Here is a 25,713-nt window from a genome sequence, read left to right on the forward strand (position 1 = left end):
TTTTTGCGGGTTTCTCTGCCAGGCCGGTGCCTGGCCATCCCCTGATTCCCACCGGGCAGTATTTACATACCGATGCAAACACGCAGTCGCTCAGATGGAACGCTTGCCCTTGTAACTCCACTCAGGCAATGCCTGACGGACAGGCAGAGGACTTGGCACTGCCATGTGGCGGCCAGGCCTTTTCATTGAGTTCATGGAGTTTTACATGTCGTTCTTTAATGCGATTGCGGCTTTCAAAGGGGCTTTTCTCGAGGCCTTGCTGGGTAATCATGCGCCGCGAAATGATTTCGCGGTTACCCAACCGTATAGACCTCATCATGGCAGTTCAGGTCATTACCACCGCCCGCATTTTAGCTATGCCCAACCCACCAGGTATCACAACCCGTCATACCTGCATCAACAACCGGTCAACGGGTATCAATCACCCAGCAGACCTTTGTATCCGCTGTTTCGTTAAACCCGTGACAGGCTTGACCTGAAACAACTGCGCCAAGGCCCGTTACCAGCGGCCTTGGCGCAGTAGGGTCGTAGTGCGGGGTTACAGCGCTCCAAACACCTTCTTTGCCAAACTGGTGGCAGCCGCCGCCGGATTCTTGCGAATCGTCTCTTCCTGCTGCGCAATCATCTTGAACAAACCATCCAGCGCTTGCTCGGTCACGTAGTTTTCGACGTTGGCGCTCTTGGCATCCACGGCGCCGAAGGCCGCGGCCTTGCCGGCCAGGGCGTTGTACTGCTGAGCCACGCCGACCTTGTCGGTAGCGGCCTTGACGATGGGGAGGAACTTGGCGCGGATTTCCTCTCGGCTGCTTTTGTTCAGGTATTGGGTGGCAGAGTCCTGACCACCGCTGAGAATGCCCTTGGCGTCGGTCACGCTCATGTTTTTCACCGCATTGACCAGAATCGGCTGGGCCTGGGTCACGGCGGTTTCAGCCGCTGCGTTCATGCTGGTTTCCAGCTGTGTGACCTGGTCACCCATGCCGAACATTTTCAGCTTGTCGGCGACTTTGCCGAGCTTGCCTGGCAGGCCGATTTTTACTTCCGGGTTGTTGCTGAAACCACCGGGCTTGCCCAGTTGTTTGACGGCAATCTGCGCACCTTGGGTCAAGGCATCCTTCAGGCCGCCGCTGGCGTCGCCCTGGGACAGGCTGCCAAGGTCGAGGGCCATGGCGTTGGCACCGAACAGCAAGCCGGCACACAGGGCGGTGAGGCGAAGAGATTTGCGGAGCATGGGCGCTTCCTTATGACGTGAATTGATCAGTGTGCGACCGCATCAACCCGCAGACGCAGCGGCTGTGGATCCTGGCCATTGAGTTGCACGGCGTGCCGCTCTGTAGTGATGAACAGTAGCGTGCCCTCCAGTTCGATGCGAGCGCTGACCGAGTAAGTATGGCCTGGCTTGACCTGGGCCGGGTCGTAGCTCAGGTGAAACGGCAACGGCACCTGGCCTTTGACCGGGCCTTTCTGTTCGGCGAGGGTCACGGCCGGGGCGTCCATGAGGGACACATCTTGCAGGCTGACGCTCAAGGTGGCAGCAGGCGGCAGGGCAATACGTTGCAGATAGAACACTTCGCCGTCGAGGCTGGCTTTCGGGGTTGGGGTCATTGATTGGCAGGCTCCGAGCAGGGCGGTCAGGCCCAGGAGAATGATCTTTTTCATGGTGCAGCTCCTTTTCAACGGCGCCGGAATCCGCCCGGTGCCTCAGTCAATCTAACGGCTTTGTTCAGGTGTGACCGCTTCTGCTTGCGCCAGCGCTTCGGCTGCGCCATCTACGCGGTGCAAGGCCACCTGGCGGATCGACAGGCGAATATCGGCCGGCAGCACGCGTTTGGCGGCGCCTTCGGCCAGTTCGCCGAGCAGGTCGTGATAGCCCAGCTTGCCGGCTTCATCGCGACGCAGCACATCTTGCTCCAGCAACGTCTGAATAAAATGTCGGAAAAGACTCTTATCGAAGAACTCCGGGGCGTTGAGACCGTGCAGGATTGATAGGCGCTGGGCCATGATCGTGCACAGGTCTTCCAGTTCTTCGGCGCTGATGCTGTTCTGGCCGCTGTTGAGCAGCAGCGATATCGCCATGTAGAACCGTTGCAGGGTCTGGGCGATGCTCTTGGACAACAGCGTCAACAGCACAAATTGTCGCGAACTCGGCGCCGGGCGTAGGTACACAGCGTTTTCGAAGCGCAGCAGGCCTTGTTCGACAAACGCGTCCAGCCACTGGTCGACCACGGTGTCCAACTCTTCCAGCGACCAGCGAATAAACAGCTCCGATTGCAGGTACGGGTAGAGCGCACGGGTGTAGCGCAGGATCTGTTCGCGGCTCATCCGCGAGCTGCTCTGGAAGAAGCTCGCCAGCAACGCCGGCAGGGCGAAGATATGCAGCACGTTGTTGCGGTAGTAGGTCATCAGGACGGCGTTCTGTTCGTCCAGGTAGACAATCTTGCCCAAGGCGTCGCTTTGTTCCGACAGCAGCTTCATGTCCTTGACGTGCTTGATCAGCGCCAGGCCATCGCCCTCCGGCAAGGTCGTGTGGGGCGAGTAGGGCACGCGACGCAGCAGCGCCAGGTACAGGTCGAGCTGGCGCGCCATGGCTTGTTCATCCAGGGCCAGGCGTGTGGTCGACAGCAGGGCCAGGGCCACCAGGTTCACCGGGTTGATCGCCGCGGCTTCGTTCAAGTGCCGCGCCACCTGCTCGCCAAGGCGGTTGGTGGTTTCGTTGAGCCACGCCGGCTTGTAGTTCGGGCCCAGTTCCTGGGCGCGCCAGTCCGGTTGCTCGGCGTCGAGAAATTCGGCCAGCTTGATCGGCTCACCGAAGTTGACCGCGACCTGGCCGAAGCGCTGCTTGAGGGCGCCGACCACTTTGAAAATATCGAAGATCGACTCTTTCTTCTTGCTCGCGCCACGCAATTCGCCGAGGTAGGTGCGGCCTTCGAGCACGCGTTCATAGCCGATATACACCGGCACGAACACGATCGGCATACGCGAGGAGCGCAGGAAGCTGCGCAGGGTAATCGCCAGCATCCCGGTTTTCGGTTGCAGCATGCGCCCCGTGCGCGAGCGGCCGCCTTCGACGAAGTACTCCACCGGGAACCCCTTGGTGAACAGGGTGTGCAGGTATTCATTGAACACCGAGGTGTACAGCGGATTGCCCTTGAAGGTGCGGCGCATGAAAAACGCACCGCCACGGCGCAGCAGGCTGCCGATCACTGGCATGTTGAGGTTGATACCGGCCGCGATGTGCGGCGGGGTCAGGCCGTTCTTGAACAGCAGGTACGACAGCAGCAGGTAGTCGATGTGGCTGCGGTGGCAAGGCACATAGATCACCTCGTAGCCTTGGGCCACCTTCTGCACGCCTTCGATGTTATTGACCTTGATACCGTCGTAGATCTTGTTCCAGAACCAGCTCAGCACCACTTCCAGAAAACGGATCGCGGTGTAGGTGTAGTCCGAGGCAATCTCGTTGCCGTAGCGCAGCGCCAGGGCCTTGGCTTTTTCCGCAGAGATTTTTTCTCGTTCGGCTTCATCAAAAATGGCCTGGCGCACCAGCGGCATATTCACCAGCCCCTTCACCAGGTTACGGCGGTGAGACAGGTCGGGACCGATCACTGCCGTCTTCAGGTTACGAAAGTGCACGCGCAGGATGCGCTGGGCCATGCGCACGGTGCGTTCGTGACCTTTATTGTGCTCGATCAATTCACGCAGGTTGATTGGCGCGGAGAATTGCACGCGGGTCTTGCGCCCCAGGATCAGGATGCTCAGCAACCGGCGCAGACGCCCGGTCACTGCCCAACTGTCGGCAAACAGCAGTTTCCACGGGCTGGACTCGCTTGCAGGAGACTGACCCCAGAACACGCTGACGGGAATGATTTGTGCATTCTCTTCGGCGTGCTCGGTGAGGGTATTGACCAGGCGTGTCAGGGTGGGCGGTGCACCGCGCTTGTCCTGGCGGCCGAGCCAATCCGGATCCGGCGTGAGATAGAAGAACGCCGCGGGCTCCATCAATGGGCCTACCGACACTGGCAGCACCGGGCGCGGCAAGCCGGCCTTGGTGCACTCGGCATCGACCACCGCCAACTCGGTGAGGGAGGGTGATTGCAGGACGTAGAAAACCGGCCGGCTGCGGTCCAGGTTAAGGGTGAGGGACGACTGGTTGATCGTCTCCGAGCGAACCCAGAGGTACAACAGTCGGCGCAAGGTGCCAAACACCAGACGGCGGAACGGGGAGCGGGTCATAGGCGAACTGCTTCAAGTGGAAAAAACCGAGCAGATGCTCGGGCAGGTAGTGTGCCGTATTCACCGAAAATCGGCAAAAAAGCAGCGATGTAAACTTGAGTTGATGGTTTTTGAGCCTGTCTTATACTCGGCAGTTCAATACGTGCGACTCAACAATAAAAAACCAGTGGGAGTGAACAGATGGCAACGCGCGAAACCGGCAATGTGAAGTGGTTCAACGATGCAAAGGGCTACGGCTTTATCCAGCGTGAAGACGGCAAGGACGTGTTTGTGCACTACCGCGCCATTCGCGGTGAAGGCCACCGCTCGTTGGCCGAAGGCCAGCAGGTGGAATACGCCGTGGTGACGGGGGAGAAGGGCTTGCAGGCAGAGGATGTGGTCGGTTTGTAAGTTCAGCACTGAACCAATGTGGGAGGGAGCAAGCCCCCTCCCACACTTTTGATTGGGTTTACAGATCAGGATCAGGTGGTCTTCCAGGTGATCTGCTCTTCACCGTCTACGCTGATGCGAATCCAGGTATCGGCACTTTCCTCGCCTTCTTCCTCAACCCACGTCCCCGGTGCGCAGCGCACTTCAACATTCAATGCGGCAAACGCGGCGCGGGCGCAGGCGATGTCGTCGTCCCACGGGGTCTGGTCGCTTTCCAGGTACAGGCTGTTCCATTTGCCTACAGCCTTGGGTAGCCAGGTAACTGGCACGCTGCCGGCCTTGCACTTGTAGGTCTGGCCTCTCTGGACCCAGTCGGAGCAAGGGCCCAGGGCGGCGCCCAGCCAGGCGGCGATGGCCTTGTGATCGACGTCGGCGTCTTTCAGGTAAATCTCGATATCGGGTTGGCGCATGGATGTTCCTCGTTGCGGGATTCGAAAATCCATTCGCGGATATTTGTAAAGTCAGCTATTGAAGCACGAAATAATCGTAGCGCATCGACACCGTGACCTGCAGCGGCTCGGCCGCCTCAATCACTTCGGCGCGGCGCTCGGCACTGGCCCGCCAGCCATGAGGCGTCATGGCCAGCAGGTTGGCGCGGTCGGCAGGCTCGGCCAGGCTCAGGGAGAACTCAAGGGTTTCACTGTGCGCCAGGCTCATGCCCTCCGGCACCAGGGCCAGGTGTTTATCATCGGTGTACTCGCGCACTTCGTCGTACAGGCGCTCGCGCAGTTCCATCAAGTGGCCGCTGGTCGGGCCGACCTTCATCAAGCCGCCGCCGGGGCTGAGCAGGCGCTTGGCTTCTTGCCAGTCCAACGGGCTGAACACGCTCGCGAGGAACTGGCAGCTGGCATCGGCCAAGGGTACTCGGGCCATGCTGGCGATCAACCAGGTCAGCGCCGGGTTGCGTTTGCACGCGCGCTTGACCGCTTCCTTGGATATATCCAGGGCATAGCCATCAGCGTCGGGCAGCGCCTCGGCAATTTGCGCGGTGTAGTAACCCTCGCCACAGCCGATGTCGACCCAGCGCTGCGGTGCGCGCTCGGCGGCCAGCTCGGCCAGGCGCTTGGCCACCGGGGCGTAGTGCCCGGCGTTGAGGAAGTCACGGCGTGCCTCGACCATGGCCAGGTTGTCGCCCGGGTCGCGGCTGTTCTTGTGCTGCACCGGCAACAGGTTCAGGTAGCCCTGGCGCGCACGGTCGAAACGGTGCCCGACCGGGCACGCCACGCCATTGTCCACCGCGTTGAGCGGTGCGCTGCAAATGGGGCAGGCAAGCATCAGGCGAGCAACTTGATCAGGGTCTGGTAATAGATTTCGGTCAGCACATCGAGGTCGCTGGCCAGGATGCGTTCGTTGACCTGGTGGATGGTCGCGTTGACCGGGCCCAGCTCGACCACCTGGGTGCCCAGCGTGGCGATAAAGCGCCCATCGGAAGTACCGCCGCTGGTGGACGCCTTGGTCTCACGCCCGGTGATCGCCTTGATACTGGCAGATACTGCATCCAGCAGCGCACCCGGCTCGGTGAGGAACGGCAGGCCCGACAGCGCCCAATCCACATGCCAGTCCAGGCCATGTTTATCCAGGATGGCCGCGACCCGCTGTTGCAGGCCCTCGACGGTGGATTCGGTCGAGAAGCGGAAGTTGAACACCGCCGTCAGGTCGCCGGGGATCACGTTGGTGGCGCCGGTGCCGGAATTGAGGTTGGAAATCTGGAAGCTGGTCGGCGGGAAGAAGGCGTTGCCGTCATCCCAATGCTCGGCAGCCAACTCGGCCAGAGCCGCTGCAGCCAGGTGGATCGGGTTCTTCGCCAGGTGCGGGTAAGCCACGTGGCCCTGTACGCCGCGTACGGTCAAGGTGGCACCGAGGGAGCCACGACGGCCGTTCTTGACCACATCGCCCACCAGGGTGGTGCTCGACGGTTCGCCGACGATGCACCAGTCCAGGCGTTCCTTGCGTGCAGCCAGGCGTTCGATTACGGCCTTGGTGCCGTGATGCGCCGGGCCTTCTTCGTCGCTGGTGATCAGGAAGGCGACCGAGCCCTTGTGGTCCGGGTAGTCGGTGACAAAGCGTTCCGCCGCCACCAGCATCGCCGCCAGGCTGCCTTTCATGTCTGCCGCGCCACGGCCGCAAAGCATGCCGTTTTCATCGATCAAGGCGTCGAATGGGTCGTTCTGCCAGGCCTGCACCGGGCCGGTCGGCACCACGTCGGTATGGCCGGCGAAGCACAGCACCGGGCCTTCGTGCTTGCCGTGGGTGGCCCAGAAATTGTCTACGTCTTCGATACGCATCGGTTCAAGCGCAAAACCGGCGTCGCCCAGGCGCTGCATCATCAGCTTCTGGCAATCGGCATCGATCGGCGTGACCGAGGGGCGACGGATCAGGTCGATGGCCAGTTGAAGGGTCGGCGAAAGGTCGGCATGGGCCGTCATGGGGAAACTCCGGAAAGCGTGTGATGGGCGCAGGACGAATGTGGAAATATCGAGCCTGGAGCGACGCAATTCCAATGTGGGAGCTGGCTTGCCTGCGATAGCATCACTGCGGTGTGCCTGTCAGACCGCGGCGTCTGCATCGCAGGCAAGCCAGCCCCCACATAGAATTGGGCCAGGCCAAGTCTCACAAAAGGGCCGTTATCTTATAGCAAAACGGCGGCCAGAGGCCGCCGTTTAGTGCATTGCGCAAGTTTTTACACAGCCGTGGCGGGCTCAGCCTTCGGCGCCGGTTTCGGCAGCGACGACAAGAACGCCATGATCAGCGCAGCCACGTAGGGCAGCGACTGCACCAGCAACATCACGACCCAGAAGCGAATGTCATTGCTTGGCAGGCCCTGCACCAGGTAGATCCCCAGCGCGGCGCCCCACAGCAGCAGCATGATGAACATTTCTTCGCGGGCTTCAGAGATCGCTACCCAGAAGCCATGGTTGTCCGCGTTTTTCGGCGTGCGAAAGAACGGAATGCTGGTGGTGAAGAAGCCATACAACACCGCCTTGGCGATGGTATGGGACAGCGCCAACCCGGCCAGGGCCGCGCAGAACGCATCTTTCAAGTTCACCCCTACGGCACGACGGTAGAGGAAGATGATCTTGCCGACCTTGAACACGAACAACGCCAACGGCGGGATCGCGAAAATCAGCAACGGCGGGTCGACCCGTGTCGGCACGATGATCATCGCCGCCGACCACAACAGCGCGCCGACGGTAAAGAAGATGTTCATGCCATCCGCTACCCACGGCAACCAGCCCGCGAGGAAGTGGTAGCGCTGGCCGCGAGTCAATTCGGTGTCTTTGCCACGTATCAGGCTGGCGGTGTGACGCTTGATAATCTGGATCGCGCCGTAGGCCCAGCGGAAACGCTGTTTCTTGAAGTCGATAAAGGTATCCGGCATCAGGCCCTTGCCGTAGCTGTCGTGGTAGTACGCTGCCGACAAGCCTTTCTCGAACACGCGCAGGCCCAGTTCGGCGTCTTCACAGATGCACCAGTCGGCCCAGCCCAGTTCCTCAAGCACCGAGCGACGGGTCATGGTCATGGTGCCGTGCTGGATGATCGCGTCACGGTCGTTGCGGGTAACCATGCCGATATGGAAGAAGCCTTTGTATTCGGCGTAGCAGAGCTTCTTGAAGGTGCTTTCGTTCTGGTCGCGGTAATCCTGGGGCGACTGCACCACGGCGATTTTCGGATCGGCGAAGTGCGGCACCATGTGCTTGAGCCAGTTGGGTGACACGCAGTAGTCCGAGTCGATCACCGCGATCACTTCGGCATCCTTGGCGGTGTGCGGGATCAGATAATTCAACGCGCCCCCCTTGAAACCAGCCAGGGGTGCGACGTGGAAAAACTTGAAGCGCGGGCCCAGGGTTTCGCAGTAGTCGCGCACCGGTTCCCATACCGCCGGGTCCTTGGTGTTGTTGTCGATGATCAGGACTTCGTAGTCCGGATAGTCGAGGGCAGCCAGGGCGTCGAGGGTCTGTTTGACCATCTCCGGAGGCTCGTTGTAGCACGGCACGTGGATCGACACTTTCGGACGGTAGTCCGAATCGCCTTCTACCGGCAGGAATTCACGCCGGCGCTTGTGGGTCCATACCGCTTCCGCCAGTTCGTGGGCTTCGGTCAGCAACACGATAAATACGCCGAGAGCACCGAGGGCCAGCAACACGCCGACGATCAGGCTGAACCAGGTGCTGTATTGCTGGCTGTAGTCGTAGCCGATCCATACCAGTACCGACCCGCACAGAAACGCAATAAAGGTCAGGAAGGTCCGGCCCCGCTGGCGCAGCGCCGAGCCGTCGATCATCAACAGGGTCAGGGACAGCAGTGCAAGCACCACCGAGCCGATGGCCAGCACCCGCCATTGCGGGATAGCAACGACCGGGCCTTCAAAATTGAATTTCTGCTGGCGCGCGGCGTTGAACACGCCCCAGTAAGCACCTGCCGAGCCTTCGTCACTGACTTTCCACGGCTGATCGAAGGCCTCGATCACGAAGTAGTTGTAACCCTGGCGGTTAAGCTTGTTTACCAGCGTGCGCAGGTAAATGGCCTGGTCAGCCGGCGACGATTCATTACCACCGCGCATACGGCCGTTACTCGGCCAGCCAACTTCCGACAGCAGCAGCGGCTTTTTTGGGAAGGCTTTCTTCAGATCCTTGGCACGGTCGAGTACGTACTGGCCGGCCTTGTCCATCGGGATGTACTCCCAGAACGGCAGGATGTGCGCGGCGATCAGGTCGACGTGCTTGGCCAGTTGCGGGTTCTTTTCCCAGATGTGCCATTGTTCGGAAGTGGTCACCGGCACTTTCACGGCAGCGCGCACGCGGTCCAGCAACACAATCAGCGCTTCAGGGGTGATTTCGTCACGGAACAAGGCTTCGTTGCCGACCACCACGCGCACGACACTGCGCGAGTTATTGGCGATCTCGATGGCACGCTGGATTTCACGCTCGTTGCGTTCAAGGTCCGGGCTGATCCAGATCCCCAGGGTCACGCGCAGTCCGAACTCTTCGGCCAGCTTGGGGATTTCGCCCAGGGAGCCATCGACCGAGTAGGTACGGATGTTGTCCGTCAGCTTGCTCATGATCGCAAGGTCCTGACGCATCTGCTCTTCAGTCGGAAACTGATTCTTCTGCGGGTACTGGCCTTGCTGGAACGGCGAGTAGGAAAACCCGGAGATCTGTTCAGGCCAGTTGGGAGCGGTGACCGGGCGGTTGATCAGCGCCCAGAAACCGGTGAACAGCGCGGCGATGGCCAGCACGATCACCAGGTTGAGTCCAAATTTACGCGATGCCATGGTTATGTCAGGTTCCAAAAGGTGCGGAACGAAAAGAGGTGTCGGCCTACGCCGAACGGCGCGCATCCTACACCGGCCTTTCCCTGAGCGTATAGCAGACAGAGAAAAGCCGGACGTTAGTCTGCGAAAGTCCACCTAAGTTCTTTACTTGTAGCTGGAAGCTTCGAACTTGTCGCGCTGTAGTCCATAATGCGCGCCGGTTTTTGGGGTAATGATCATGAGTACAGAAGATCCGCGGTTTGCAGGCGTCGCCCGCTTGTACGGCATCGAAGGGCTGGAACGCTTGAAAGCGGCCCATGTGGCGATTGTCGGCGTCGGCGGCGTGGGCTCCTGGGCGGCGGAAGCGATCGCCCGTTGCGGGGTGGGCGAGATTTCGCTGTTTGACCTGGACGATGTCTGCGTGAGTAACAGCAACCGCCAGTTGCACGCCCTGGACAGCACCGTGGGCAAGCCCAAGGTCGAAGTGATGGCCGAGCGCCTGCGAGGCATCAACCCGGATTGCACCGTGCATGCCGTGGCGGATTTCGTCACCCGCGACACCATGGCGGAGTACATCACCCCGAATATCGACTGCGTGATCGACTGCATCGACGCCGTCAACGCCAAGGCGGCGCTGATTGCCTGGTGCAAGCGCCGCAAGATCCAGATCATCACCACCGGCGGCGCTGGCGGGCAGATTGACCCGACGCTGATCCAGGTGTGCGACCTGAACCGCACCTTCAATGACCCGCTGGCCTCGAAGGTGCGCTCCACCCTGCGCCGCGACTACGGTTTCTCGCGCACCGTCACCCGTCATTACAGCGTGCCGTGCGTGTTTTCCACCGAGCAACTGCGCTATCCGAAGCCGGACGGCAGCATCTGTTTGCAGAAGAGTTTTGTTGGCGACGGCGTAAAGTTGGACTGCGCGGGCGGGTTTGGCGCGGTGATGATGGTCACGGCTACCTTCGGGATGGTGGCGGCGACCAAGGCGGTGGACAAGATTGTGGCTGGGGTGCGCAGACCTTCGGAGCGGGTCAAGCCCCTCTGAGTCTCAGAGTTTCACACCGTTCAAAATGTGGGAGGGGGCTTGCTCCCGATGGCGGCCTCAGGGCCGACCAGGATGTTGGATTAGACCGAGTACATATCCGTTATTTAGGTAACGGCCGCTATTGGTTCCGCTTTTACAGCGGGTCACTTTTGGAAAAGAGCCCGGAATGCCGGCCCAGCCAAAAGTAACCAAAAGGGCTCTTGCCCCACCACTCGGCACCTCGCTTAGGCTCGGTGTGCCCGCAATCCGCCATGGATTTGGGCCAGCGTGGTTTAACGGGGCGCCTAAGATCGAGATCAAGAGCGGCTCGCTTCGCATCGTGGTTACCGTCGGTTGCTATCAAGTTGGAGTGTCAGATTGATAGATCTGGTGGCTGATACGCCGCCATCGGGAGCAAGCCCCCTCCCACATTCAGTTGTGTGTATGGCTTAGTTCGCGCATACGTTGCAGGACTGCATTCAAGCCGTTGGTGCGCGATGGTGACAGCTGCCGGGACAGGCCCAGTTGTGCAAACCAACCCGGCAAATCCACCGCTTGCAGTTCATCAGCCGACAACCCATTGACCCGCGCCAGCAACAGCGCCACCAACCCGCGAATCATTCGCGCCTCGCTGCTGGCAGCAAACTGCCAATGGCCGTCCTGCAAATGCCCCACCAACCACACCAGGCTTTCACAGCCTTGCACCAGGTTGGCGTCGACCTTTTCATCATCCGCCAACGCGGGCAGTCGCTCGCCCCATTGCATCAGCATCCGCGCGCGCTGCTCCCAACCGCCGACAGCCTGGAATGCCTGCAGCGCAGCCATCGCGTCCACTGGCAAGCTCATCGCAACATATCCAGCGCCTGGTCCAACGCTTCAAAGAAGCGCTCCAGGTCATCGGAGTCGTTGTACAGCGCCAGGGACACTCGAATGGCGCCGGATAAGTGCATGGCCTTGAGCAGTGGCATTGCACAGTGATGCCCGGCGCGCACGGCGATGCCTTGCTCGGTCAACAGGTGAGCCAGGTCGGCGTTATGCACACCGTCCACCACAAAGCTCACCAGCGCTGCTTGCGGTGATCCCAGTACGCGCACGCCATTGCGTGCTTTCAGCCCGCGCAGCAAATAGTCGTGCAGTGCCGCTTCATGGGCGGTCACGGCGTGCTGATCCAGTGAGCTCAGGTAATCCAGGGTGGCACCCAGGCCGATCACGCCGGCAATGGGCGGCGTACCGGCTTCGAACCCCAGTGGGGCAGGGCGGAAGCTGGCGCCTTGATAATCTGCCTGCTGCACCATCTCGCCGCCAAACTGCCAGTGGCGCAGGTGATGCAGGGCAGCGTTGCGACCGAACAGCACGCCGACGCCGTCCGGGCCGTAGAGCTTGTGGCTGGAAAATACGTAGAAATCGCAGCCCAGGGCCTGTACGTCGTGGCGACCATGCACGATGCCTTGGGCGCCATCCACAACAGTCATGGCACCGTTTGCCTGCGCCAGTGCCAGTAGCGCTTCCAGCGGCTGCCAGGTGCCCAGCACGTTGGACAACTGGCTCACCGCCAGCAGGCGCGTGCGCGGGCCGATCAATGATGCGGCGGCTTGCAGGTCGATCACGCCGTCATCGTCCAGGGGCAATACCACCAGCGTCAGCGCACGCCGTTTGGCCAATTGCTGCCAGGGCAACAGGTTGGCGTGGTGTTCCAGGGCGCTGATGGCTATCTCATCGCCCGCATTGAATAGGTGCTCAAGGCCATAGGCCAAGAGGTTCAGCGCAGAGGTTGCGCCGTGGGTGAATACGACCTGCCCGCTGTCGCCTGCATTCAACCACTGCGCGACCTTGCTGCGACTGTCCTCAAAGGCTTGGGTCGCATGGGCCCCCGGCAAATGCTGGGCGCGGTGCACATTGGCTGCGCCATTGGCGTAGTAATGGTTGATGGCATCCAGCAGGGCCTGGGGTTTTTGGGCGGTGGCGGCGCTGTCCAGATAGGTCTGGTCTTGCCTTTGCAGGGTGGCGATCGCCGGGAAATCGGCGCGCCAGGGGGAGGGCACAAGCATGGTGATCAAGACTCGTATAAGCGAGCCGCACCCGAAGGTGCGGCCCGCTAGTGGCATCGAGTGGCTGCTTAGTTGTGAGCGTGCAGCGCTTCGTTCAGTTCGATGGCCGATTTGTGGGTTTTGCACTCCACGGCACCGGTCTCGGAATTGCGGCGGAACAGCAGGTCCGGTTGACCGGCCAACTCGCGCGCCTTGACCACCTTGACCAACTGGTTCTGCTCGTCAAGCAGCGCAACCTTGGTGCCGGCGGTGATGTACAGGCCCGACTCCACGGTGTTGCGGTCGCCCAACGGGATACCGGTGCCGGCGTTGGCGCCAATCAGGCAGCCTTCGCCCACCTTGATCACGATATTGCCGCCGCCCGACAGGGTGCCCATGGTAGAGCAGCCGCCGCCCAGGTCCGAACCCTTGCCGACGAACACGCCTGCCGATACACGGCCTTCGATCATGCCCGGGCCTTCGGTGCCGGCGTTGAAGTTGACGAAGCCTTCGTGCATCACGGTAGTGCCTTCGCCCACGTAGGCGCCCAGGCGGATACGCGCAGCGTCAGCGATGCGCACGCCGGCCGGTACCACGTAGTCGGTCATTTTCGGGAACTTGTCCACCGAGAACACTTCCAGCAGCTCGCCACGCAGACGCGCTTCGAGCTGGCGCTCGGCAAGTTCGGCGATGTCGATGGCGCCCTGGCTGGTCCAGGCCACGTTCGGCAACTGCGGGAACACGCCTGCCAGGTTCAGGCCGTGAGGCTTGACCAGGCGATGGGACAGCAAGTGCAGCTTGAGGTAGGCCTCTGGCGTGGAGGTCAGCGCGGCGTCTTCGGCCAGCAGTGTGGCAACCAGTGGGGTGTGGCTTTCAGCCAGGCGATTCAGCAGCGCGGCTTGAGTGGCGTCGACGTTCTTGAGTGCATCTGCCAGTTGCAGCGCTTGGCTGATGGTGAACGTGATCGCCTGGTTGCCCTCGGTGTAACCCAGGATCGGCGCAATGGCGGCAACGATCTCGGCCGACGGGTTGAGCAACGGTTGTGCGTAAAACACTTCCAGCCAAGCGCCTTGGCGGTTCTGAGTGCCGACGCCGAAGCCCAGGCTGAACAGGGAATTGGACATGCTGTTACCTCTACAAAAATGGAAGGCTGGCCTACTTGAGGGCCGCCGAATAACTATCTGGCTTGAAGCCAATCAGGGTTCTGTCACCGAGATCAAGCACCGGGCGCTTGATCATCGAGGGTTGTGCGAGCATCAATTCAATGGCTTTCGACTGATCGAGATCGGCTTTGCGTTCGTCTTCGAGTTTGCGAAAGGTGGTGCCCGCACGGTTCAAAACCACCTGCCAACCGTGCTCGTTGCACCATTGGGTCAAGTGTTCACGGTCGATACCGGCCGTTTTGTAGTCATGGAACTCGTAGCTCAGCGCGTGCTCATCGAGCCAGGTGCGCGCCTTTTTCATGGTGTCGCAGGCTTTGATGCCGAAAAGGTGCAGGGTTTTGCTTGAAGCGGTCAAGGAATTGCCCCCCTTTGGACCAATGAAAAATGAAAGATCACGGATTATGCCACGACCAGCCGGTTTCGGCGCCGCTCGTCAGCATCCTGCGACTTTTGTGCAAAAGCCGGTGCGCGGCTTAGGCGAGTAACATAGCGGGGTAATATGGCACTTCAACGGCCAGTTGTTGCCTGATGTGTCGTTGCAAGTCGATTGTCCGGGAAACCCGCGTTATGCAAACCGCCTACACCGTTCTTATCCTGCTGATGCTGGTCAGCTTTTCGCGTCTGGTCGGACGCATCATCCCGCTACCGTTGCCCTTGCTACAGATTGCCGCCGGTGCCTTGCTGGCCTGGCCCACATTGGGGCTGCATGTGGCGTTGGACCCGGAGCTGTTCCTGTTTCTGTTTCTGCCGCCGCTGTTGTTTTCCGATGGCTGGCGCATGCCCAAGCGCGAATTGTGGCGCCTGCGTGGCCCGATTCTGACATTGGCGGTGGGCCTGGTGCTGTTTACCGTGGTCGGCGCCGGCTACTTCATTCATTGGTTGCTGCCCTCGATCCCCTTGCCGGTGGCCTTTGCCCTTGCGGCGGTTTTATCCCCGACGGATGCCGTGGCGGTGTCGGCCATTTCTCAGAATCGCTTGCCTAAACCGCTGATGCACATGCTTCAAGGCGAGGCGCTGATGAATGACGCGTCAGGCCTGGTGACCTTCAAGTTTGCCCTGGCGGCGGCGTTGACCGGGGTGTTTTCCCTGGCGGATGCCAGCCTGACCTTTGTATTGGTCGCCGTGGGCGGCTTGGCGGTCGGGGTGGCGTTGAGCTGGCTGGTCGGCCGTCTGCGCGCGTGGATGATTGCACGGGGCTGGGATGACCCCGCGACCCATGTGGTGTTCATGCTGTTGTTGCCCTTTGCTGCCTACGTGTTGGCTGAGCGCCTGGGCGCTTCGGGCATTTTGTCGGCGGTGGCGGCGGGCATGATGCAGAGCTGGCTCGACCTGCTGCCGCGCCAGACCAGTACGCGGTTGCTCAATCGCAGTGTGTGGTCGTTGCTGGAGTTCGCCTTCAACGGTTTGATCTTCCTGCTGCTCGGCCTGCAACTGCCAGACATCATCAAGGCCGTGGTCAGCCATGAAACCACGCTGTGGCCCACCTTGATGTATCGCTGCCTGGATGTGGTGGCGACCTTCCTGGTGCTAGTGGTATTGCGCTTTATCTGGGTGCAGAGCATCTGGCGGCTGTCAGGTCTGTTGCGTCGCTTGCGTGGGAAAAGCAAGCTGACACTCGTACCTACCGCACGGTCCTGCTGGTTATTGACCGTCGGCGGTGTGCGCGGTGCAGTGACCTTGGCGGGTGTGATGTCGGTGCCGTTGCTGCTTGCGCCAGGCCAGGACTTTCCCGAGCGCGACCTGCTGATCTTCATTGCGGCCGGCGTGATTCTGTTGTCACTGGTTGCCGCGTGCATCGCCTTGCCATTGCTGCTGCGCGGCATCGAAAAAAGCCTCGATGAAAAGCGTCATAACGAAGTTCGGGAAGCCTGGAAAAAAACCGCCGTGGCCGCCATTCATGCCCTGGAAGCTGAGGAACCCGCAGAACCCGAATCCCAGGATGCCACCCAGGCCGCCCTGGCCACTGAGCTCAAGGCGCGGATCATGGCGGAGTATCGGCATCAGTTGGACGTGTTCAACGACTCGGCCGAAGCCCAGGCCCTGGCGCAGCATATGGACCAACTGGAGCGTAAAATGCGCCTCAAGGCACTCCGTGCGCAGCGCCTTGAGTTGTATACCCTCAGTCGCGATCACCAAATTGGCGATGATGTGTTGCGCGAAGTGCTGGCGGAGTTGGATATGAATGAGGTGAGTCTTGGGGTGTTGAAGTGATTCTCGTGTATTAACAGTTTATTCGACGAGTATGTGTGTAAAGGCAGTGTGTGATCTGTTTGTCGCCATCAGAAAACACGTTGTAAGCTGTTTATGAATTAAATATACGATGCCGAGAGTGTCGACGTTGGTAAAGTATGAGAGGTCAGGTAGTAGCGTTCGGCATCTTTGTACTACCTGACTGCTGGAGTGAAAGTCTCGGCTTACGGTACTATATGTCCCTTGGGTGAAAATTTACGAATTGACTGTTGATCACCCCCGTGGGCGATATTTTTTTCCATCCGAGATGAAAAGGGTAGATGGTCGTGAAGTGTGTCTGAATCAGTATCCTTGCGCGGGTAGGTCTTTCTTGCCCAATCAATATCGCGTGGCGTTAGTGAGTCGTTATTTCCTTGGGACCACTGACCATCCGTAACATACGGACTGATGGGGTAGTGCATGATCGAGTCACGGTCGTAGGGCCCAAAATCGTATTTTTTATTGTCGCGTGGTAGTGGTAGTACGTCTTCGTCTACTTCTTTTTTGGTGAAGTTAGCAAGCCTCTTATAGTAATCATAAGCCGCGTCGGGGTTCCAGGGAATACCGGAATCTGGATGTTGATGGTCGTGGTGAGCGCCCAGCATGTGTCCAAACTCGTGTTTCACAGCTGTTTTGAAAAAGTCATCTGTATGGTCTGGCGGGAGTTTCATGGTTGGTTTGTCAAGGGGGACGTTGCGCGCCTCCGTGCCTATTTCGCTTTCCGCACCTTCGTTACCGTCACTGTTTCGCATGATGCGAACGTCGCCTACTGAACCTGAGACAAATTCAAACTTGAGATTGATATGAGGCAGCCAGGCGCTGGCTGCCTTTTTGAGCGTTTTTACGTATTCACTGTCCATATCTAAGTCGTATATGGCGATTTTGATGGTGCTGTTTTGTGGCCAGTAGGTGGATGGGACTCCGATACTCCGTCGATTTCTTGTGAGCGCCTGGGTCTGGGTTTCGCTTGCGGCGTTGTCGCTGACCGAGGTATTGGGGCTAGGATAAAACGGGGTAGAGGAAACACCGTTAATCATTTTGGATCCTATAATGGTTGGGTTTGAGATACCGCTTTATTCGTCAAAACCGTACGAAAAGTTCCTCGTCGAGTGTATCTGAAAGTTTCCTAAAACTGCCCGAAGTTGCGCACGGTCCCATGGCTTTTATATTGAACCATTCTGGTAATAAGGTTTGCGCGTAGTAGTGGATGAGTTGACCATGAGTGAGGCCAAACTGAGCCCTGATGTTGGGCTGCGGGGGGCTTTCCTCTAGGCGCCTTAGGTGGGCGCAACGGCGTAGATTTCTTGCGCAATGTTTCTGTCCCCTGAGGACAGTGAGGTATTTTTTGGAATGCCTTGCCCTTTGTTCCTCAAACTCATCGGGATTCTATAGTGCATCACGGATTTAGGGTCGTAGGGCGTGGCCAGGATACCGGGGCCGGAGAGGGTGCCAAGTATTTGCGCGTTGACCTGCTCTCGGGAAAAAGAGTCGCGGATGTAGTATTCGTAGGCCGCTGAGGCGTTCCAGTCGACAGTGTTTTGTGGGTGTTGGTGTTCGTGTACCAAGCCGAGGGCGTGGCCAAATTCGTGCAGGGCGGAGCTGCGAAACTTCTTCGAATCGTCGGTCCTGTCCAAGTGCATGGTTGGCTTGTCTTTATCCGCAGACTTGGCATCTGTGCCGAAATAAGACCAGTTGCCCTTTAACCCTTCGTCGTCAGAAATACGGATATCTCCCTTCTTTCCGTCGACAATGTGAAAGCGCAGAGCCGGTGTGTGGTGTGCCCATTCGCGGATCGCGTCCACCATCAGCGTCTTGCTTTTCTGATCGCGCAGGTCCAGGGCCACGGTGACCACGCCGGGCCTCCAGAGGTTATAGATTTTTGCCAAGCCTCTTTTGATTCGCCCTGCTTCGGGTGCCGGGATATCTTCGGTGCGAGGCTGCGGGTGGAGGGGGGCTGGGTTGGAGGGGAAAGGCGTTATGTTCATGTGTTTTATTCGCAAGATTGTCGCACTGGTAATGCGATATCGGGTGATCAAGCCTTGGGGACGGGATTCTGGCGCATAGTGCATGATTGAGTCCGGATCGTAGGGGGCTGACTCATATTTCCGGTGGTTGTCTTTGTTGATTCGTTCGAAACGACGAAAAAGTTCCTAGCAGCGGTATGAGCAAATATTGCTGGGAAAAGGCCTGTGCGCTCCAGGGCGCGCGCAGGCCAGGCAGGTCAGCGCCGACGCTGGATGAAATTGCGCATCCGCTCGGCCGCTTCCACGCATTCGGTCAGTGGAGCGACCAGCGCCAGGCGCACGCGCCCTGCACCTGGGTTGAAGCCGTCGACCTCCCGCGACAGGTAAGAGCCCGGCACTACGGTCACGTGTTCCTCCACAAATAGATCACGGCAGAACGCGGCGTCGTCTCCGTTTACATTCGGCCAAAGGTAAAAGCCACCGTCCGGGTTTTGTACATCCAGTACCGGCTTGAGAATGGCTAGCACCGCCTCGAACTTCTCGCGGTACAGATCACGGTTGGCCAGTACATGGGCCTCGTCCTGCCAGGCAGCGATGCTGGCTAGCTGGGTTTGCACCGGCATCGCGCAACCATGGTAGGTGCGGTACAGCAAAAAGGCCTTGAGGATGTCGGCGTCGCCGGCCACGAAGCCCGAACGCAGGCCCGGCAGATTGGAACGCTTGGACAGGCTGTGGAATACCACGCAACGCTTGAAGTCCTGGCGCCCCAGCTCGACGCAGGCACTGAGCAGGCCCGGCGGCGGGGTTTGTTCGTCGAAGTACAGCTCGCTGTAGCATTCGTCGGCGGCGATCACGAAGTCGTATTCGTCGGCCAGGGCGATGAGTTTTTTCAGTGTGTCGACCGGGATCAGCGCGCCGGTCGGGTTGCCTGGGGAGCACAGGAACAGGATTTGGCAACGTTTCCAGATGTCGGGGGAGACGGCGTCGAAGTCCGGGTTGAAGCCATTGCTATCCAGGCACGGCAGGTAATGCGGCTTGGCCCCGGCCAGGAACGCGGCGCCTTCGTAGATTTGGTAAAACGGGTTGGGGCTGACCACCAACGCATCGTCGCCACGGTTGACCACGGTCTGGGTGAAGGCGAACAGGGCTTCACGGGTACCGTTGACCGGCAGGATGTTACGCGCCGGGTCCAACCAGCCCTTGGGCACATTGAAGCGGCGTTCGCACCAGGCGCCGATGGCTTCACGCAGAGCAGGGGTGCCCAGGGTGGTGGGGTACACCGCCATCTGGTCGAGGTTGTTGCTCAGCGCTTCGGCGACAAAGGTCGGGGACTTGTGCTTGGGCTCGCCGATGGACAGTGCAATCGGGCGTTTGTCCGGGTTCGGCGTCACGCTGCCGAGCAGGGCGCGCAGTTTCTCGAAAGGGTAGGGCTGCAACTGGTTAAGGGCGTTGTTCATATAAGCCTCTATCACGGTGAGCGCGGCCCCTGTGGGAGCTGGCTTGCCTGCGATGGCATCACTGCGGTCGACCTGACGGACCGAGGTGTCTGCATCGCAGGCAAGCCAGCTCCCACATGACTCGTGTTCACAAAGTTAAGAATTCAAATAGTCAGTCGGGTCAGCTCAACGCCGGGTTCCTGGGTCACGCTCAATTGTTCCACGATCGCATCCTGCAGGCGGCGACACAGCTCAGGGTCGGACAGCGGCTGGTTATCAGCGTCGGTGATGAAGAACACGTCTTCCACCCGTTCGCCGAGGGTCGCAATCTTGGCATTCTGCAACGACAGGTCGAACTCCAGGAAAATCCCGCCGATACGCGCCAGCAGGCCCGGGCGATCCGGCGCGCTGAGTTCCAGCACCGTCACCGGTCGCTGGGCATCGTTGGAGATGGTCACCTGGGGCGCAAAGGCAAAATGCTTGAGCTGGCGTGGTACCCGGCGTTGGATGATGGTCGGGTAATCGTCCGGGTTGCGCAGGGCTTCGGTCAGGCCTTCGCGGATCTTTTTCACCCGCGCCGGGTTATCGCCAATAGAGTCGCCGTCGGTGTCGAGCACGATGTAGGTGTCGAGGGTGAACTGGCTGCTGGAGGTGATGACCCGAGCGTCATGGATGTTCAGGTTGAGCTGGTCCATGGCGGCCACGGTCACGGCGAAAAAGTCGTGCTGGTCCGGCGCGTAGATGAAGATCTGCGTGCCGCCTTCGAATTCGCGCTGGGTGGTTTCCTTGATCAATACCAGCGGGCCACCGTCGGCCGGCTGCTGCAGGATCGCATCGCTGTGCCAGGCCACGTCGCCGGCGGTGTGGCGCAGGAAATAATCATCGCCCAGTTGCGACCAGAGCTGTTCGACGTCGTCCGGGTCGTTACCACCGCGTACCAGAATATCCAGGGCCGCACTTTGGGTGCGACGGATCTGCTCTTCGCGGTCCACCGGGTTCTCCAGGCCGCGGCGCAGGGCGCGCTTGGTCTCGGTGTACAGCTGGCGCAACAGGCTGGCGCGCCAGGAGTTCCACAACGTGGGGTTGGTGGCGTTGATGTCGGAGACGGTCAGCACATAAAGATAGTCGAGACGGGTTTCATCGCCGACGATGCCTGCGAAATCGTGGATTACCTGTGGATCGGACAAATCCTTGCGCTGGGCAGTGGTCGACATCACCAAGTGGTTTTGCACCAGCCAGACAATCAGACGGCTGTCCCACAGGGGTAACTGGTGACGCTGGCAGAAGGCTTCGGCGTCCACTGCACCGATTTCCGAGTGATCGCCATGGCGACCCTTGCCGATGTCGTGATACAGGCCCGCCAGGTAGATCAGCTCAGGCTTGGGCAGCTTGGCCATCAGTTTACTGGCCAGTGGGAATTTCTCTGACACCTGGGTGTACTGCAACTTACGCAGGTGCTTGATCAGGTTCAGGGTGTGGGCATCGACGGTGTAGATGTGGAACAGGTCGTGCTGCATTTGCCCGACGATAAAGCCGAACTCCGGCAGGTAGCGCCCGAGAATGCCGTAGCGGTTCATGCGCCGCAGGTTGCGGTGGATGCCGATGCGGCACTTGAACAGTTCGATAAACAGGCTGGTATTGCGGATGTCGTTGCGAAATTCGTCGTCGATCAGGTGACGGTTTTCCCGCAGCAAACGGATAGTATCGGCGCGCACGCCTTTGATGTCCGGCTGCTGGGCCATCAGCACGAAGATTTCCAGCATGGCGAACGGGGTGCGGCGGAACACGTTGTCGTTACGTGCTTCGATATAACCGTCATGCAGTTGGAAGCGCGCATTGATCGGCTGCGGCGGCGCTTCGTCTTCGGGGGCCAGGATCACCTCCTCGAAGTGCTGGATGATCAGGTCGCTGAGCTGGGCAATGCTCATGACCACCCGATAGTACTGTTGCATGAAGCTTTCGATGCTGGTCTTCGCGTCTTCGCCCTCAAAGCCCAGCAGGGTGGCGATGGAGCGTTGGTGATCGAACAGCAGGCGGTCCTCGGAGCGCCCGGCGAGCATGTGCAGGGCGTAGCGCACCTTCCACAGGAACTCCTGGGACGAGGCCAGCAGGGTGTTTTCGCTCTCCACCAGGAAGCCTTCGCCAGCCAGGGCGCGCAGGTTCAGCGTGCCGTATTGGCGGCGCGCCACCCACAAAATCGTCTGGATATCCCGCAGCCCGCCCGGGGACCCTTTGACGTTGGGTTCCAGGTTGTATTCGGTGTCGTTGTACTTGTGGTGCCGCGCCTTCTGTTCGGCGCGCTTGGCCAGGAAGAAATCCTTGCTCGGCCACATGTGTGCGGTGCTGGTGACTTCGAGCATGCGCTGGCGCAGGCGCTCGGGGCCGCAGATGGTGCGGCTTTCCATCAGGTTGGTGACCACCGTCAAGTCAGCACGGGCCTCTTCGGCGCATTCATCCACCGAGCGCACGCTCTGGCCGACTTCCAGGCCGATGTCCCACAGCAATGTCAGAAAACGCTCGATGGAATCACGAAAGGTTTCGTGGTCGGCGCTGTCCAGCAGGATCAACAGGTCGATGTCGGAGTAGGGGTGCAGTTCGCCGCGACCGTAGCCGCCGACCGCCACCAGGGCGATATCGGCGTCTGCACTCCAGCTGAACTGTTCCCAGGCTTTCTGCAGGATGTTATCGACGAACCAGGCGCGGTCCTCGATCAGTCGTCTGATGTCCCGACCACTGCGAAAACGCGCGTCGAGCACCTCGCGCGCCTGGCGGATGGCTTTCTTGAAGGCGGCGATGGGGCTCGCCTTCAATGCCAGCTCGGCCTGGAACTGGCCACGGTCGAAGAGTTCGGGATCCACCTGGGGCATCGGTCGGCTTTCCTATCTATCTATTGAGTCAGTCACACGGTTGAAGCTGGAAAACCGAAGCAACCCTCACGCCGAAACGCGAGGAATGGTGTCGTCTGCGCGCAACGTGAAGATCTCGTAGCCGGTTTCGGTGACCAGCAGCGTGTGTTCCCACTGGGCCGAGAGCTTGCGGTCCTTGGTGATAGCGGTCCAGCCGTCGCCCAGCACCTTGGTATCGGCCTTGCCTTGGTTGATCATCGGCTCGATGGTAAAGGTCATGCCTGCCTTGAGTTCCATGCCGGTGCCGGCGCGGCCGTAGTGCAAGATCTGTGGTTCTTCGTGGAACACGGTGCCGATGCCGTGGCCGCAGAATTCGCGCACCACCGAGAAGCCGTTCTTTTCGGCGTGCTTCTGGATCACTTCACCGATGTCACCCAGGCGGCAGCCTGGCTTGACTATTTCGATGGCCTTGTACATGCATTCCTGGGTCACCTGGGACAGGCGCTCGGCCCAGACCGGCACGTTGCCGACGTGGAACATGCGACTGGTGTCGCCGAAGTAGCGGTCCTTGATCACGGTGACGTCGATGTTCAGGGTGTCGCCGTCCTTCAACGGCTTGTCACCGGGAATGCCGTGGCACACCACGTGGTTGACCGAGGTGCAGATCGACTTGGGGAAGCCTTTGTAGTTCAGCGGCGCAGGGATGGCCTTTTGCACATTGACGATATAGTCGTGGCAGATCTGGTTCAGGGTTTCGGTGGTGACGCCCGGCTTTACATGCTCTGCAATCATTTCCAGCACGTCAGCGGCCAGTTTGCCGGCGATGCGCATGCCGGCGATGTCTTCGGCGGTTTTCAAACTAACGGTCATACAGGCTCTCTCTAGCGCGACGCGCTGAAATCAATACGGTTTACGGGCGTGCGACAAAAGGTTGCTGAATTCGCACAAGCCACAAAAAACGCGATTCTAACAGACGCGGGCGGTAAACCATGAGCCCCTGACGATCGCTTCTATCTATAGGGTGGGGGTAAATCCGCTCTATTCAACGGCTTGCGCACAGATCGCTGCGGTCAGGTGTGATTGCGGGTTTCGTTTTCGCCCTTGCTGTGGTATAAAATGCGCCGCTTTCCGGGGATACCCCGAAAAGCTTAAATCCACACACGTGTCGACACGATGACCTGGGTGCCGGAGGCCTTGATGCCGCTGGTTGGTCATTGGGATACGTGGAGGCCAAACCCGACTTATTAAGGAACTATCATGTCCCAAGTCAACATGCGCGATATGCTGAAGGCCGGTGTGCACTTCGGTCACCAGACCCGTTACTGGAACCCGAAAATGGGTAAATACATTTTCGGCGCGCGTAACAAGATTCACATTATCAACCTTGAAAAAACCCTGCCAATGTTCAACGAAGCTCTGACTTTCGTAGAGCGTCTGGCCCAGGGCAAAAACAAGATCCTGTTCGTCGGCACCAAGCGTTCCGCTGGCAAGATCGTTGCTGAAGAAGCAGCACGTTGCGGTTCGCCGTACGTCGATCACCGCTGGTTGGGCGGCATGCTGACCAACTTCAAAACCATCCGTGCTTCCATCAAGCGTCTGCGTGACCTTGAAGTGCAAGCCGAAGACGGTACTTTCGCCAAGCTGACCAAGAAAGAAGCGCTGATGCGCTCCCGTGACCTGGAAAAGCTCGATCGTTCCCTGGGTGGTATCAAGGACATGGGCGGTCTGCCTGACGCACTGTTCGTTATCGACGTTGATCACGAGCGCATCGCGATCACCGAAGCCAACAAGCTGGGCATCCCGGTTATCGGCGTAGTCGATACCAACAGCAGCCCGGAAGGCGTTGACTACATCATCCCAGGCAACGATGACGCAATCCGCGCTATCCAGCTGTACATGGGTTCGATGGCTGACGCTGTAATCCGTGGCCGCAACCACGTTGCTGGCGGTACCGAGCAGTTCGTTGAAGAAGCTCCGGTAGCTGCCGCTGAGTAACTGACGCCCTGGCGTTGACTCAGTAAGCAAAAAGGGGGCTTGGCCCCCTTTTTGCCACCTCGAAAACCATTTGTCGGCAGCGCAGCTACATCATTTGTAACGTGCAGCGGCCTACAACGGAAATTCGGGAAGAATTGATCGCCCGTTTGATCGGGTGGAATGGTTGAAAACCTATCCAAGAGGATTTTGAAATGGCAGAGATTACTGCAGCGTTGGTTAAAGAACTGCGTGAGCGTACCGGCGAAGGCATGATGGATTGCAAAAAGGCCTTGACCAAGGCCGGCGGCGACATCGAAAAAGCCATTGATGACATGCGTGCTTCCGGCGCCATCAAGGCTGCCAAGAAAGCAGGCAACGTCGCTGCTGAAGGCGCTATCGCCCTGAAAGAAGACGGCAAGTCCGCCGTTCTGCTGGAAGTCAACTCGCAGACCGACTTCCTGGCTCTGCAGGATGACTTCAAGGCATTCGTTGCTGCCAGCGTCGAAAAAGCCTTCGCTGACAAGCTGACCACTGTTGAGCCTCTGATCGAAGCTCAAGAAGCAGCTCGTCTGGTACTGGTCGGCAAGGTTGGCGAAAACGTCAACATCCGTCGCCTGGTTCGCGTTGAAGGTGATGTTGTTGGTGGTTACCTGCACGGCAACAAAATCGGTGTAGCAGTTGTTCTGAAAGGCGGCGACGTTGAGCTGGCCAAAGACATCGCTATGCACGTTGCTGCAAGCAACCCTGAGTTCCTGCTGCCTTCGGAAGTGTCTGCCGAAGCGATCGAGCGCGAAAAAGCTGTGTTCCTGCAACTGAACGAAGAAAAAATCAAAGGCAAGCCAGAAAACATTGTTGAGAACATGGTCAAAGGCCGTATCAGCAAGTTCCTGGCCGAAGCAAGCCTGGTTGAGCAGGCGTTCGTCAAGAACCCTGAAATCAAGGTTGGCGAACTGGCCAAGAAAGCCGGTGCTGAAATCGTTTCCTTCACTTACTTCAAAGTAGGCGAAGGCATCGAGAAGCCGGTCGACAACTTCGCTGAAGAAGTTGCTGCCCAGCTGGCTGCCGCCAAGCAATAAGACAGTCCCAAACTGTCGCCGAAAGAGGCTGCCCGCTCACGCGCGCAGCCTCTTTTCAAATGGG

21 protein-coding genes are annotated in these 25,713 nt (G+C 59.4%); 5 read left to right on the forward strand and 16 right to left on the reverse strand.

The annotated features are described in order from the left end of the window. Window positions 1-538 precede the first annotated feature (538 nt). From E3O56_RS09090 to plsB, 3 genes are read right to left on the reverse strand one after another with little or no spacing between them, the layout of a single operon-like run. Window positions 539-1,228, reverse strand: coding sequence for a DUF4197 domain-containing protein (locus tag E3O56_RS09090; protein WP_005785540.1), 690 nt, complete (start codon window positions 1,226-1,228; stop codon window positions 539-541). A gap of 26 nt (window positions 1,229-1,254) precedes the next feature. After that, entirely contained in the window at window positions 1,255-1,656 is a 402-nt protein-coding gene (locus E3O56_RS09095; RefSeq protein WP_248128111.1) for a YbaY family lipoprotein, read from the reverse strand. A gap of 51 nt (window positions 1,657-1,707) precedes the next feature. Further along, a complete protein-coding gene (plsB, locus tag E3O56_RS09100) occupies window positions 1,708-4,227 on the reverse strand; it encodes a glycerol-3-phosphate 1-O-acyltransferase PlsB (protein ID WP_032877465.1) in 2,520 nt (839 codons plus the stop codon). 180 nt (window positions 4,228-4,407) lie between these two features. Here plsB and E3O56_RS09105 point away from each other — a divergent pair, with 180 nt between their 5' ends. Next, complete coding sequence (locus E3O56_RS09105; RefSeq protein WP_003219353.1) at window positions 4,408-4,617, forward strand: cold-shock protein; 210 nt, start codon at window positions 4,408-4,410, stop codon at window positions 4,615-4,617. Between the two features lie 71 nt (window positions 4,618-4,688). On the opposite strand, the gene E3O56_RS09110 is transcribed toward E3O56_RS09105, so the two are convergent. The 4 genes from E3O56_RS09110 to E3O56_RS09125 form a co-directional block, all read right to left on the reverse strand. Beyond that, complete coding sequence (locus E3O56_RS09110) at window positions 4,689-5,066, reverse strand: hypothetical protein (RefSeq protein WP_032877463.1); 378 nt, start codon at window positions 5,064-5,066, stop codon at window positions 4,689-4,691. A 55-nt stretch (window positions 5,067-5,121) separates the two neighbouring features. Further along, the gene (locus tag E3O56_RS09115) at window positions 5,122-5,931 is read right to left on the reverse strand and encodes a putative RNA methyltransferase (RefSeq protein ID WP_248128112.1); all 810 of its coding nucleotides are present in this window, start codon (window positions 5,929-5,931) and stop codon (window positions 5,122-5,124) included. Continuing rightward, window positions 5,931-7,082 (reverse strand): succinyl-diaminopimelate desuccinylase, encoded by a 1,152-nt coding sequence (dapE, locus tag E3O56_RS09120; RefSeq protein ID WP_005785553.1) that lies wholly within the window; start codon window positions 7,080-7,082, stop codon window positions 5,931-5,933. The genes E3O56_RS09115 and dapE overlap by 1 nt, the downstream gene beginning before the upstream one ends. A gap of 254 nt (window positions 7,083-7,336) precedes the next feature. Beyond that, the gene (locus E3O56_RS09125; RefSeq protein ID WP_005785555.1) at window positions 7,337-9,928 is read right to left on the reverse strand and encodes a glycosyltransferase; all 2,592 of its coding nucleotides are present in this window, start codon (window positions 9,926-9,928) and stop codon (window positions 7,337-7,339) included. Window positions 9,929-10,139: 211 nt separating this feature from the next. Here E3O56_RS09125 and tcdA point away from each other — a divergent pair, with 211 nt between their 5' ends. Continuing rightward, complete coding sequence (gene tcdA, locus E3O56_RS09130; protein ID WP_032877460.1) at window positions 10,140-10,955, forward strand: tRNA cyclic N6-threonylcarbamoyladenosine(37) synthase TcdA; 816 nt, start codon at window positions 10,140-10,142, stop codon at window positions 10,953-10,955. Between the two features lie 411 nt (window positions 10,956-11,366). Here tcdA and E3O56_RS09135 read toward each other — a convergent pair whose 3' ends face one another. The 4 genes from E3O56_RS09135 to E3O56_RS09150 all read right to left on the reverse strand — a co-directional run bounded on the left by E3O56_RS09135 (window position 11,367) and on the right by E3O56_RS09150 (window position 14,425). Beyond that, complete coding sequence (locus E3O56_RS09135) at window positions 11,367-11,780, reverse strand: SufE family protein (RefSeq protein WP_103733446.1); 414 nt, start codon at window positions 11,778-11,780, stop codon at window positions 11,367-11,369. Beyond that, the gene (locus tag E3O56_RS09140; protein WP_248128113.1) at window positions 11,777-12,982 is read right to left on the reverse strand and encodes a cysteine desulfurase; all 1,206 of its coding nucleotides are present in this window, start codon (window positions 12,980-12,982) and stop codon (window positions 11,777-11,779) included. The genes E3O56_RS09135 and E3O56_RS09140 overlap by 4 nt, the downstream gene beginning before the upstream one ends. A gap of 68 nt (window positions 12,983-13,050) precedes the next feature. Further along, window positions 13,051-14,085, reverse strand: coding sequence for a 2,3,4,5-tetrahydropyridine-2,6-dicarboxylate N-succinyltransferase (gene dapD, locus E3O56_RS09145; RefSeq protein WP_032877456.1), 1,035 nt, complete (start codon window positions 14,083-14,085; stop codon window positions 13,051-13,053). A 31-nt stretch (window positions 14,086-14,116) separates the two neighbouring features. Next, a complete protein-coding gene (locus tag E3O56_RS09150; RefSeq protein ID WP_241092152.1) occupies window positions 14,117-14,425 on the reverse strand; it encodes an arsenate reductase in 309 nt (102 codons plus the stop codon). A 266-nt stretch (window positions 14,426-14,691) separates the two neighbouring features. Between E3O56_RS09150 and E3O56_RS09155 the strand changes: the two genes are divergently transcribed. After that, on the forward strand, window positions 14,692-16,335 hold the full coding sequence (locus tag E3O56_RS09155) for a Na+/H+ antiporter (RefSeq protein ID WP_248128114.1): 1,644 nt from the start codon (window positions 14,692-14,694) through the stop codon (window positions 16,333-16,335). 203 nt (window positions 16,336-16,538) lie between these two features. Here the strand turns inward: E3O56_RS09155 and E3O56_RS09160 are convergent, their stop codons facing one another. The 5 genes from E3O56_RS09160 to map all read right to left on the reverse strand — a co-directional run bounded on the left by E3O56_RS09160 (window position 16,539) and on the right by map (window position 23,469). Further along, the gene (locus E3O56_RS09160; RefSeq protein ID WP_248128115.1) at window positions 16,539-17,390 is read right to left on the reverse strand and encodes a peptidase M12; all 852 of its coding nucleotides are present in this window, start codon (window positions 17,388-17,390) and stop codon (window positions 16,539-16,541) included. Between the two features lie 240 nt (window positions 17,391-17,630). Then, entirely contained in the window at window positions 17,631-18,206 is a 576-nt protein-coding gene (locus E3O56_RS09165) for a M12 family metallopeptidase (RefSeq protein WP_248128116.1), read from the reverse strand. A gap of 368 nt (window positions 18,207-18,574) precedes the next feature. After that, a complete protein-coding gene (gene dapC / locus E3O56_RS09170; protein WP_248128117.1) occupies window positions 18,575-19,774 on the reverse strand; it encodes a succinyldiaminopimelate transaminase in 1,200 nt (399 codons plus the stop codon). 143 nt (window positions 19,775-19,917) lie between these two features. After that, window positions 19,918-22,620 (reverse strand): [protein-PII] uridylyltransferase, encoded by a 2,703-nt coding sequence (locus E3O56_RS09175; protein WP_032877378.1) that lies wholly within the window; start codon window positions 22,618-22,620, stop codon window positions 19,918-19,920. Between the two features lie 66 nt (window positions 22,621-22,686). Continuing rightward, a complete protein-coding gene (gene map, locus E3O56_RS09180; protein WP_032877377.1) occupies window positions 22,687-23,469 on the reverse strand; it encodes a type I methionyl aminopeptidase in 783 nt (260 codons plus the stop codon). 387 nt (window positions 23,470-23,856) lie between these two features. Between map and rpsB the strand changes: the two genes are divergently transcribed. After that, window positions 23,857-24,594: a 30S ribosomal protein S2 gene (gene rpsB, locus E3O56_RS09185; RefSeq protein ID WP_003189158.1), complete on the forward strand. Its 738-nt coding sequence runs from the start codon at window positions 23,857-23,859 to the stop codon at window positions 24,592-24,594. 191 nt (window positions 24,595-24,785) lie between these two features. Further along, complete coding sequence (tsf, locus tag E3O56_RS09190; protein WP_005785711.1) at window positions 24,786-25,649, forward strand: translation elongation factor Ts; 864 nt, start codon at window positions 24,786-24,788, stop codon at window positions 25,647-25,649. Window positions 25,650-25,713 lie beyond the last annotated feature (64 nt).

The sequence above is a fragment of the Pseudomonas sp. W2Aug9 genome (assembly GCF_023127755.1).
GTDB classification, from domain to species: Bacteria; Pseudomonadota; Gammaproteobacteria; order Pseudomonadales; family Pseudomonadaceae; genus Aquipseudomonas; species Aquipseudomonas synxantha_A.